The 10503-nt window shown below is 44.8% G+C and carries 9 protein-coding genes and 1 pseudogene; 3 read left to right on the top strand and 7 right to left on the bottom strand.

The features are described 5' to 3' along the window. Positions 1–66 precede the first annotated feature (66 nt). Both Q0668_RS16780 and Q0668_RS16775 read right to left on the bottom strand, forming a co-directional pair. A complete protein-coding gene (locus Q0668_RS16780; protein WP_298866699.1) occupies positions 67–1914 on the bottom strand; it encodes a GTPase in 1848 nt (615 codons plus the stop codon). A gap of 99 nt (positions 1915–2013) precedes the next feature. Beyond that, complete coding sequence (locus Q0668_RS16775) at positions 2014–3876, bottom strand: GTPase (RefSeq protein WP_298866697.1); 1863 nt, start codon at positions 3874–3876, stop codon at positions 2014–2016. A gap of 500 nt (positions 3877–4376) precedes the next feature. Between Q0668_RS16775 and rpsB the strand changes: the two genes are divergently transcribed. The 3 genes from rpsB (at position 4377) to pyrH (ending at position 7105) form a co-directional block, all read left to right on the top strand. After that, on the top strand, positions 4377–5129 hold the full coding sequence (gene rpsB / locus Q0668_RS16770) for a 30S ribosomal protein S2 (protein ID WP_298866695.1): 753 nt from the start codon (positions 4377–4379) through the stop codon (positions 5127–5129). Positions 5130–5279: 150 nt separating this feature from the next. Next, a complete protein-coding gene (gene tsf / locus Q0668_RS16765) occupies positions 5280–6116 on the top strand; it encodes a translation elongation factor Ts (RefSeq protein WP_298866693.1) in 837 nt (278 codons plus the stop codon). Between the two features lie 221 nt (positions 6117–6337). Further along, complete coding sequence (gene pyrH / locus Q0668_RS16760) at positions 6338–7105, top strand: UMP kinase (RefSeq protein ID WP_298866692.1); 768 nt, start codon at positions 6338–6340, stop codon at positions 7103–7105. A gap of 10 nt (positions 7106–7115) precedes the next feature. Here the strand turns inward: pyrH and Q0668_RS16755 are convergent, their stop codons facing one another. The 5 genes and pseudogenes from Q0668_RS16755 to Q0668_RS16735 all read right to left on the bottom strand — a co-directional run. Then, the gene (locus tag Q0668_RS16755; RefSeq protein ID WP_298866691.1) at positions 7116–7895 is read right to left on the bottom strand and encodes a class I SAM-dependent methyltransferase; all 780 of its coding nucleotides are present in this window, start codon (positions 7893–7895) and stop codon (positions 7116–7118) included. Positions 7896–8101: 206 nt separating this feature from the next. Continuing rightward, complete coding sequence (locus Q0668_RS16750) at positions 8102–8563, bottom strand: hypothetical protein (RefSeq protein WP_298866690.1); 462 nt, start codon at positions 8561–8563, stop codon at positions 8102–8104. A gap of 309 nt (positions 8564–8872) precedes the next feature. Further along, entirely contained in the window at positions 8873–9736 is an 864-nt protein-coding gene (locus Q0668_RS16745) for a hypothetical protein (protein WP_298866689.1), read from the bottom strand. Positions 9737–9818: 82 nt separating this feature from the next. Further along, positions 9819–10307 (bottom strand): Holliday junction resolvase RuvX, encoded by a 489-nt coding sequence (gene ruvX, locus Q0668_RS16740; RefSeq protein ID WP_298866688.1) that lies wholly within the window; start codon positions 10305–10307, stop codon positions 9819–9821. Further along, a pseudogene (locus tag Q0668_RS16735) lies at positions 10291–10503 on the bottom strand (mannose-1-phosphate guanyltransferase); the annotation flags it as partial. The gene ruvX and the pseudogene Q0668_RS16735, both read right to left, overlap by 17 nt.

Below are 10503 nucleotides of genomic sequence, written 5' to 3'. Positions count from 1 at the left end.
AAGTCAGTCGATCAGGGTCAGTAAGTGCCTATCGCATTGCTGAGATGTTTTATAACCGCAAATAATTTATTGCGAAGTCAGGTGCGGAGTTTTTGAATCAGCATCTGTTATCGTGTCTGTTACTTTCCAGGCGCCCAGTATTTGGGATGAAGCGACTTCATTCCTCAGTTGGTGTACTTCACCACCCATACGTTCCAGCGAATGTTGCATTGCATGCGCTTGCTGGCACGCTTGTTCCAGCTGAGGGAACAGCCCTTGCGATAGTTTTGCATTCGCAAGATCGTCTGACAGTTGGTTGATTTCCTGCCCCAGACCGCGTTTCAATTTTCTGGTAAACATCATTACCAGAAAACCAGTCCAGATCAGGAATATCACCCCGGCCGTAACATAAAAATCAATGGCGAGAATGTTGTTTTCGTCCAGAAACGAATCGTAGAAGAAGTTTTTTCCAATACGAACCAGGGCGTAAACCACCAGAGAGAGAAAGAGGGTTTCATACACTGCGCGGGTGAACCATCCGGAGTTTTTGCGGGTCAGTTTTGCAATAATGGCATCAATTTTCGAGCCGGCATCATACAGGAATTGTTCTTCGACATAAGCGGCTTCTGTTTGCAGCTTGTCCAGAGAGCCGGTATGTTGGACTGGTTGTGTTTCCAGGCCTGCAGCTTGAGCATAGCCGTCGATTAATAATTGTGATTCGCGCAGTTTGTTATCATCTAATCCGAAGGAACCAATCCGGTTTAATCGATTTTCAGTTGCCTGTTCCTTCTGTCGGTTACCAATCCAGCGGGCACCCTGTAGCGCACCGATGAGCGCGACTTGTGCAGAGTTTCTAGCACGAAACAAGCTGGCCGACGCGATAAAGTTACCTAAGCCGTTATAAACTCGGAGCATTGTGGAAAAGGGGCTCAATCCCCAAGTGTCGGAAACGCAGGATAGGAGTCGTCGTTCCCAGAGATTTCGGCTGGTGAGTAATTCTGTTCTGAGTTCCTGCGACATTTGTCTGGTAAGGGAAACGTGTTGTTGTTTCAGGAATGATTCCAGTTCCCGTATGGCGGGTAAATTGAGATTGATTTTATCAGAACAATGATTAATGGCATTCTGAATTAGTTCCAGGAGATTGGCACGCCGTACCTGCAGGCGTTCTGACTTTCCAAGTTGTGTGCTTAGGATATTTTGTAAACTGGCAAAATCTTTTTGGAGTGGTCGATTTGCCAGTTGGTCTTCCAGCGCTCGGACGGAATCGACGAAATAAATTTCTGGTACTTCGAACTGTTGCGAAAGTTGTTGTTTCCAATCTGTCCGAATGTCTTCATCCAGCCCGGCATGGGTCTGTACAAAGATAAGACGTCGACCAATGGCGGCTTCCTTCAATTCTTCTGCCACGCGTGCCGAACGATATTTTTGCTGAGTTGAGGTGTAGAGCAGGATATCGCACAGAGGAATAATGTGTTGCAATCGCGTTAAATTACTGCCTTCATCGTTTGTTTCAGAGGTGTCTGGGTCAGGGCAGTCAATGAGAATGATATTTTGAAGTTGATCGAGTTCTTTTTGTTCTACTTGAAATTGACTTAAGTCCAATCCTAAACGATCCAGGTCTGTATCGGGATGCGCGATTAAAACCGGATCTGTCGTTGTCGGACGTTGTCTGCCAGATGGCGAGCAGTAAGTACCGATCAAGGCATTCACCAGGCTACTCTTTCCCGTGCCTGTTCCGCCAAAGGTAGCAATGACCAGAGGTGACTGCAATCGCACACGTAACATATCGAGTCGGGGGAGCAATTGATGAATCACGGCCTGGCTTTGTTGCGCTGTTTTCCAATCGGTTTGCTGTTCACTCCATGATTGGAGCTGGTGGATCAAACGATCTACTGCTGCCAGCATTTCGATTTGTGCTATTTCCGATGTAGGCATGACAGATTCAATTCCTGTTTAAGATTCTGGTTTCCATCACTGAAACACGGTATCAATTTTAGGTAATATTTATCAACGGCTAATAAAACGCGACTAATATCAGGTCGAGATGTGAAGTTCGTTTAACTGTTGTTCCAGTTCAGAAACGGAATTCTGAACTGCCTGATAATATGTTGAGTTCGGAAGTTCGACGGCTGATTTCAGTTCTTCGGGTAGTGTTTTTAACAAATGTTTTCGAATTGCTGTAGCCAACCATTCCGTTCGTTTTTGGGCGAAGACTGCGTGAAATCTTCTGAACTTTGCTTCGAGAAATCCAACGCCGGTCGCGGTCGTACTGCTTACGGCAGTTTCTCCGACCGTTGTCGTGGCGGCACCTCCGGCGACATCGCCGGCTACATTGACAACGGACTGAATCATTGTGTCGGTGACGAGTTGAGAGCCTGCATGGCCGACTGCGCCAAAGCCTACAAAAAACAGGCCGACACTTAATGCGGGACGAGCCACCGCAGCAATTCTGTCTAACTGCTTCATGAACGTGTAATACTGTGGGCTTTCAGTTCTGAAGAACGTCATTTCACTGTCGACTAATTCTTCCAGTTGTACGGTGAAATCAATCTCGGCATGCTCCTCGCGTAGTGTTTTTAGCAGTGTTTCGCGTGAGGTGCCATTCAATAACGTTTTCAGTCGATTCGTTAATAGCTCATTGCCGAGTTCACTTACCAGAGTCAGTCGATCATAAATTCCTTCAACCGTTTGTAATACGACAGACCATTCCTGTTCACGGTAGAGCTCCATAGGCGGGCGTTTTTCATCCGCAGCCAGAGAATGGATATAGCGAACAGGCCAGAGAACTCCCCGACCCAGTGTGTTATAAAAACCATGAATCTGAGCTGACCAGCCTTCTCTTTGAGATTGCCACCATGTACGAACCGCGTCTACGATTACCGAATTCGAAACTAAAGGCCAGTTGTCAATTTCGGCCAATTCCTGTTCGGAGAGTAATTCTGAAGCAGAGCGAAATTCATGACTGCGACTTTTGATTTCCCGGAGGTAAGCGGGCACTCCTGTGTTTTGTTGTACCAGGTAATTTAAAGCACCTTTGAGGGTCTGAACTTTGATCTCACCAAAATGCAGTTGCGATATGACGTTCATCAAATTGGCGGTAGTGCCTGTATCGGCATCATCCGAATCAGTCTTATTTGTTGAATGTGAGGGAGTCGGTTCAAATGTGCGGGGGTAAAAGGGGAGTTGCAGGCTGGTGGCGGCTTGCCGATCATTGGGAGCTATGAATACCAACTCGGGTTGTACCCCAGTTTCCTGGCAGAAGGTGTTCAACCAGAGTCGCCAGTAGTTTTCATCGTCAGGCAATTGGCATTGATTAAAGATGGTGATGATGACTTTCTCTTCGCGTGCTGCTTCACGGAAAAACTTTTTAACTGCTGCGTCATTATATTTTTGTTGTGTCAATACAGTGACCAGAACATCCGCGCTCTGTCTGATACGTTCTGCACGTTCCCAGTTGACTTCCGCATCGCTGTCGATATCGGGAGTATCCAGGACGAGTAAATTCGGCGCCAGACTCTCACTGTTTTTCCAGAAGAGCAGGTGTTGTTCGTCCTCGATCAATGGATCTTCGGGAGCCGACCAGGGTGTCAGCTTGAAGCCTTGAAAGATTTTTTCCAAATCATGGTTTTGTTCAAACTTTTGGGGTACCAGGCAAACAGGATGTTTTGTCTGAGATGCCAAAGGGCTGATGGCACTGGTTTGTTGATTGACTAAATGATTGAAGATGACACTCTTCCCAATATTCGTACCGCCGACGACGCCTACAACCAGATAAACATTGTCCGAGAGTTGGGGGATCAATTTTCGTTGCAAAATTTCAAACCATTCTCGTCCTGCTAATCCCGCGAGGTCGAGTTGTTTCGTTTCCCCTTCGAGCGCAAGGAGATTGTCGCTCAATTGGTGAATGGTCTTTGAAAATTTGTGAAGAATTGATGGCATGGGATTGATTAGCCTGAGTCCAGGTTTACTGTAGCGTCTCCAAGGTCATTTGAAACGAGTATCATAGAATGAAATGAGCTTTGGTTATATGGGATGCGCTTTAGATCAAAGGTGAAACGAAAACTACTAATTAATTCGTTATCGATAGTTGGTTCTTAGGTGAATCTGTGAAATTTGAGTATATCGATTCAATGCACTTAGGATGAGCCCAATTGCCTGAGTCACAGGGTTCAAATTCGATCCAATTCACTGAATTAACGGTCGCAAGGTTTGACGGGCACAAATAACTCCGATACTATCCAGGCAGTTGCACACCCGCGTGTATTTGGCTCGGGTTGCGCTTGTCGAATTTTATTGATTCGTTTAGACGCCTTTGGTAGATAAGTCTATTGATTGTAATTACTTAAGAACGTGGCCCCTGGAAGGTCATGTGCCCTTTCACGACGAGGAGTGTGGAAATGTCAGATTTAGTGGTTAAAGAAATTCTTGAAGCGGGTGTTCACTACGGCCATAAGACGAGCCGCTGGAACCCGAAAATGCGTCCCTATATTTATGGGCGCCGTAATCAAATTCATATCATCGATTTAAAAGAGACCGTGCGTGGAATCATTCGCGGGAAGCGTTATCTGGAACGCGTGGCTTCTCAGGGAAGTCTGATCTTGTTTGTCGGAACAAAGAAGCAGGCGCAAGGCCCGATTAAAGAAGCCGCGACTGCCAGTGGCATGCCTTATGTAACCGAACGCTGGTTGGGTGGCGCATTAACCAACTTCCGTACGGTGCGTGGTCGCTTGAAACGTCTGGAGGAATTGGAAGCGTTGGACGAAACGGGTGAGATTCAAGCTTACTCTAAGAAGATGCAGTCTACGCTGCTTCGTGAAAAACGCAAAGTGTTTCGTAATCTGAACGGGATTCGTTCCATGAACCGCCTGCCGGAGGCAATAGTGGTTGTTGATCCGACCAAGGAAAAAAATGCCGTGCATGAAGCACACATTCTTGGAATCAAGGTTGTCGGGTTAATCGATACCGATTCTGATCCTGATGAGGTCGACCTCCCCATTCCTGGCAATGACGACAGTATTCGTTCGATTCGTCTGGTAATGAATCAGTTGGCAGCTGCCATCCTTCAAGGAAAGGGCGAACTGCCTGATAGTGGTAAAAAGGATGAGGGTGAATCCGGTGATGATGAACATAAACCCGTTCCTTCACTGTAAGAGAATCGCTTTCGTTAATGGTGATGTTGAAATTTGCCAGATGTTTTTTAAAACATTTAGCAACTTCACATTAAATTAAACAATCGAGTCAGGTTATCATTTTTAAGCAATTTTGAAACGAAGAATTGCTTTCAAAAGGAGATTACAGAGATGGCTGAAATCACAGCAGCAGCCGTGAAAGCATTACGAGAAATGACAGATTTGCCTATGATGGCTTGTAAGAAAGCCTTGCAGGCAGCGGACGGTGATCAGGAAAAAGCAATTGAGATCCTGCGTGAAGAGGCAGGTAAAATTCAATTAAAGCGCAGTGGCAATGATACGACCGAAGGACGCATTACCATTCTTTCGAGTGAAGATGGTTCTCAGACAGTCATGTTGGAAGTCGTATGTGAGTCGGCTCCTGTTGCCAGCGGAGAAGATTTAGTCAATTTTTCGAATGCATGCGCAGCGCAGCTTCTTGCGAATCCTGAAGTCAATACTGTGGAAGAACTGTTAGCACTGCCTTCTACACAATCATCTGGTAAGACAATCAATGATGATTTCATGGATATGCTGAATAAAATCCGTGAGAAAATTGTAGTGTCAAAAATTGCACGCTCAGAAGGTCCTACGGGTGGCTACGTGCATCACGATGGTAAAACCGGAGTTTTGTTTCAGGCTTCCGGCGAGACAGCAGATGCTGAATTACTTCGAGGAGTCGCAATGCATATTGCTGCTCTGAAACCGGCGGTGGTTAATGAAGGATGTCTTGAATCTGCAGTGGTTCAGGAAGAACGAGATCGTCTGGTCGCTGAAGCAAAATCGACTGGTAAACCGGATAACATCATCGATAAAATTGTTGATGGTCGTATGAAAACGTTTTTTACAGAACAAGGGGTTCTGGTGTATCAACCTTATGCTGTTGATGATTCCAAAACCGTAAGTCAGGCATTGGCTGAAAAAGGGCTGGAAGCAGTTTCGTTTTCACGCTGGTCCATTGGCGACTAATAATTTGAAAATAGAGACGCATGTGTGCGGAACGTACACGTGCGTTTTTTATATTCCTGCTAGTGCATGATCAAGCATGGAATTGAGGGTTGGAAGTGTTGTTTACGAGTTTCGTTTTCGCACTTCCGTGATTTCGATCACCCCCAAATTCAAAAATGACACTCCATTAGTATAACTGTTTAAGTATAAACAATAACTTTCTGATCATGAGGATTCCACGGATGACTGAATCTCCCGCACCGCTTCTCAAGTCTGCTTATAAGCGTGTTCTGCTCAAGTTGAGTGGTGAAGTCTTCTGCCGAGATGGAGAAGGTGGAATCAGCATGTCTGAGCTGGAAACGATCTCTGCCCAGATAAAAAGGCTTGTCGATTCTGGAGTTCAACTGGCGATCGTCTGTGGTGGTGGAAATATACTAAGAGGCAAACAGTTTTCTTCTTCGAGTGTCTCGATCAATCCTGCGACTGCACATTATATGGGCATGCTGGCCACAGTGATCAATGGTCTGGCGTTACAGGATTCACTGGAAAAGGCAGGCGTGGCAACACGGTTGCAGACAGCGATTCGGATGGAAGGGGTTGCCGAGCCTTTTATCCGAAGACGTTGTATTCGTCATCTAGAGAAGGGGCGAGTTGTGATTCTGGCAGCCGGTACTGGTAGTCCATTTGTGACAACAGATACCGCTGCTGCATTACGTTCTCGAGAAATTGACGCCGATATTCTACTGAAAGCAACAAAGGTCGATGGGATTTATTCTGATGATCCAGAGAAGAACCCTCATGCGGTTCGTTTTTCGGAGATCAGTTATCAGGATGTCCTGCACAAGAATTTGCAGGTAATGGATGCCCAGGCTTTGCATCACTGTATGGAACATGGCATTCCGATTCTGGTATTCAACTTTCGCAAAGTGGGCAACATTGAAAAAGCAGTCTCAGGTGAGAATATCGGGACGCGCGTGCTGCCGACTGTTGAGACACAGCCGGATGAATAACAGAGGCTGTTTATTTCTTGCGTAAGATAAACACAACGTCTTCCGTTTTTGCATCGAGCTCAATCGTGAAGTCCATTTCATACATGAAGTCGTATAATTCGACCAGTTCCAGATCGGGTACAGTTGCCAGTAACGCTTCAAATTGTGGTGCTGTGTAGGTTCTGTAGTCCATCGTATCAAATAGTTGGAATTGTCGAGTGGGTGTATAAACATCAAACGTCATTTCAAGATGTTCGTTTCGCTTATCCAGATCAGTCCAGATGGATTGCATATGCGAGTTAATTGACAGGTTACCTCTGCGTGCAGACCAGCTTTCACTCTGCATGGGTTCGCAATCGGTAGGTGTCAGATGCAACCCTAGAATATAAAGCCCACCTGGTGCGAGTGCAGCGGCGACGCATTTTAAATGATTTTCTGCAGCCGTTTCCGTTGGCAGATGTCGAAAACTGTTAATTGTATTAAATGCGGCATCAACTGGTTTTTTCAGTTTGAAGTCTGACATGTCTCCGAGGACTGCGGAGCGAGGAAACCCGGACCGTTCCAGACGATCATTGCAGTATTTGATGGCATGTTCATTCAAGTCATTGCCGGCAACCTTGTAGCCAGCCTGTGCCAGTTTAATCAGTAACCGTCCCGTACCGCAGGCCGGTTCGAAAACACTGGTAACTTTTCTGGAAGCGTGTATTTCAAAGCAGTTTTGCAAGAAGTCATATTCCGCCTTCCAGTCATCTCCGAAAATCAAGTCGTAGTATTTCGGGTAGTCGTAGAGGTGCCCCTTGATCGTTTCCATGTTTCTTTCTCACTCATGCATGTCATATTTTTATTGCGAAGTTGGGTGGGCTATTTGAATCAACAGTATTCAATTATCAATAATTACATTTGAGCTGGTTTAGGGTAAGTAGAATGGATTGTCAAAAAAAATGCCTTCAACAGACGTTATAGTCTGCTGAAGGCTGATGTTCAACTGGAGAAGAACTCATAAATCGATTCAATGGTTTAGTGATTTGAGCTTGTTTTTTCTGCTAGTAACGCAAGATCATTTGTACCATGAATGAAGTCAATAGAGGGGTCATTGCTAATGCCAATATAAACGGAAATGGAATAGCTTTTGAAGAAACCATGCCACGTATACTGTTTCATTTCTTTGCACATATGAAAGTATTTATCGGCGGGACGAGTTTGTATCATGGGAGAGCCAACGATGAACGGTTTTATGTCTGAGATACGCAGGTCTTGATTGATTTTCTGTTTCTCTATTTGAGCAAGCTGCAGACCGGCTTCTGTTTCTCTGGCATATGTATGAGCGTAAAAATCGACCATTGCCAGACAGAATACGATTGTTCCTGCAGACCAGAGAATTGTCTGAACGGCAAACTGATAATGGTTGAGTTCGAAAGCTACTTCTTTTGGTGGATCGAGGATGCGTGCATCAGGGGTATCAATGGGAATACTGGACATATTTGAGCCTTTCTGAAAGTCCTACTTAAGGTGGGTGTAGGCATGGGGTGGGAAATCAAGGCGTCTAAATGAATGCTTTAATTGAGACAGTAAAGTTGCGGTCGAGTTTATCTCCTGTTGATAAAATTCATGTGTTAATCAAGTTAATCTTTTGTTTTGAAACAGAAATTGACGTAAGGACTGCTGCTTTGGTCACATGTTGTTTCAATTGTCTCATCGTGTTTCTATGTTATGAGAATGTGCCGACATCTGGCAAGTCATATTTAGGAAATTACATACAACAATGAACAAGTGGCCACTTTAATGTTTTCAGTCGAGATCTTTATCGTTGAAATCAGGGTCTTTGACGATGAATTGATTCAGATCAAAATTGCCTTTCAACTCGGAATCCATTAATTGAAGACGTGTTTCGATCTTATGTAAACGCGCTTCCAGGGCAGGGTGGAATAATGATTTATCTAGTTTTGCAATACTGCGCGGGACATCTGGGTAGCCCAATTGTCTCTGAAGGGCTGCAAACATATAGAGCGGATCACGATCATGATTTGCCTTGGCAATCCGTCCGTCCTGCGCACTGAATAGAATAGGATATTGAGGTGCAAAATCTTCTTTCCCAGGAATCCTTTGTTGTTCATCAACAAAATGTTGAGAGCGAAAATATAGCAAGTCAGCAAAGTCAACCGATCCCAGTTGGATCTTGAGTTTTCGAATCCATGCCGACCAGTCATCGTTGTACAAAGTATCTTTCGAGATCACATCCAGTCCGTTGTGATAACCTAAACGATTTCGTGCAATACACTCAAACTGATAAATAAAGAGTCCCGCGCTGGTAGGATTTTCGGAACGGTATTCTGCTTCGCGTTCCAAAATCTTTAAGCCCATTTTCTGGTCAAATTTTGATTTATCATCTTCCGCATTTTTCAAAATGTAAGTCTGGAATGGTGTGAAGTAATGGGAGAGTTTTTCCATTCCATCTGAGATCCGACCCGTTAACAGTATCTCTGCTTTTAGAAAGTCGATCGCCATAGGCAACTTTGTCGTGGCAAGAATTTCTTCGTAGATTGTTGCGAGAATGATTTGCGAAGGAATGTCATCTTCCAGACGTTCACGATAATTCCGAAAGAAATAAGTCTGTTCAATATATTCTTCACGATCCAGGGGCAATTGTTTCATTGAATCTCGTTTATAACCATGAGTACTAAATTCAGAAAAAAAATCCTTGAAATAATTATACGGTATTCCTATCAGAAACCATTCAAAAAGATCCAGGAATTTGGTTTCGGTCCGCGCTGTCAAGAAATGACTGCAAGATAATCTGGGCAGCCAGTTTATCAAGATACGCCTTTCGCTTGTTGCGGTTGATATTGAGATTTACCAGGAATTCTTCGGCACTGGCGGACGAATACCTTTCATCCCAGTAGCGAACAGGGATTTGTGTGAATTGACTGACCCAGTTTCCAAATTGACGGGCTTCTTTGGCTTTCTGTCCTTCATCACCACTCATATGTACGGGGAGGCCTACAACGAGTCCTTTGCATTGATACTCGTTGATGATTTTCGTGAGGTGATTTTGGTCCTGAATTTCTGTTTGGCGGGTGTAGTTTTCCAGTGGACTGGCAATATTTTGTTCAAACGTGGAGATGGCAATTCCGACTCGTTTTGTTCCATAGTCGAGTCCCAGCAGGCGACCTTCGGCAGGGAAATCCGCGTTTAATTGATGACTGACTTCAGAGGAATCGTTCATAGCCACGTTCCTTTATCAGCGTTACCAGTTTTTTAATGGCGGCTTCATCATCTTTGGGGGCAATCAATGTTGCATCGGGGGTATGCACGATTAAGCAATTTTCGACACCAAATGTGGCGATCAGGTGATTGTCTGTGGTACGAATAATATTGTTTGACGTTTCAAATCCACAATGGGCACCTAAAATGGTATTGCC

Source organism: uncultured Gimesia sp., from assembly GCF_937910335.1.
Classification (GTDB): Bacteria; Planctomycetota; Planctomycetia; order Planctomycetales; family Planctomycetaceae; genus Gimesia.
The sequence above is the reverse complement of the archived record's forward strand: the minus strand, read 5'-3'. Positions and strand labels throughout refer to the sequence as shown.

Bases quoted from the DNA above. Each gene is read 5' to 3' on its own strand.
- tsf (WP_298866693.1), top strand. From the start codon at position 5,280: ATGGCTGAAATCACAGCAGCAGCCGTGAAAGCATTACGAGAAATGACA.
- Q0668_RS16780 (WP_298866699.1), bottom strand. From the start codon at position 1,914: ATGCCTACATCGGAAATAGCACAAATCGAAATGCTGGCAGCAGTAGAT.
- Q0668_RS16755 (WP_298866691.1), bottom strand. From the start codon at position 7,895: ATGGAAACGATCAAGGGGCACCTCTACGACTACCCGAAATACTACGAC.
- pyrH (WP_298866692.1), top strand. From the start codon at position 6,338: ATGACTGAATCTCCCGCACCGCTTCTCAAGTCTGCTTATAAGCGTGTT.
- Q0668_RS16745 (WP_298866689.1), bottom strand. From the start codon at position 9,736: ATGAAACAATTGCCCCTGGATCGTGAAGAATATATTGAACAGACTTAT.
- ruvX (WP_298866688.1), bottom strand. From the start codon at position 10,307: ATGAACGATTCCTCTGAAGTCAGTCATCAATTAAACGCGGATTTCCCT.
- Q0668_RS16750 (WP_298866690.1), bottom strand. From the start codon at position 8,563: ATGTCCAGTATTCCCATTGATACCCCTGATGCACGCATCCTCGATCCA.
- rpsB (WP_298866695.1), top strand. From the start codon at position 4,377: ATGTCAGATTTAGTGGTTAAAGAAATTCTTGAAGCGGGTGTTCACTAC.